Source organism: Parachitinimonas caeni (assembly GCF_030129945.1).
Classification (GTDB): Bacteria; Pseudomonadota; Gammaproteobacteria; order Burkholderiales; family Chitinimonadaceae; genus Parachitinimonas; species Parachitinimonas caeni.
This window is the reverse complement of the sequence record NZ_JARRAF010000272.1, coordinates 1-255: the sequence shown is the minus strand read 5'-3', so window position 1 is coordinate 255 and position 255 is coordinate 1. Positions and strand designations below refer to the sequence as shown.

Annotated in this window: 1 protein-coding gene; it reads right to left on the bottom strand. The window is 61.2% G+C overall.

The genetic code is table 11. The features are described from left to right. A partial coding sequence (locus PZA18_RS24655) for a hypothetical protein (RefSeq protein WP_284103521.1) occupies positions 1-255 on the bottom strand: 255 nt, incomplete at both ends.

The window sequence follows — 255 nt, the reverse complement described above, 5'->3', positions numbered from 1 at the left end:
GGTGCCTCCGGCCGCTGGAATTGCGGGTCGATCATCACTACTGGGGACTTGCCCAGCCGCAGCTTGCCGTAGAGCGGCTTGGCGGTCGGCAGGTTCGGGCCACGGTTCGGCGTCAGCGAGAAGTACACCTCGGGGTTGTCGGGGTTGTTCTGTGAGGCCAGTTTTACCTGTGGCTCGTCGTACAGGTAAGAGAGGTCGAGCACGAGGCTGCCTTGCTTGACCGTCTGATGTGTGTAGCTCAGCGTGTGGTCAATA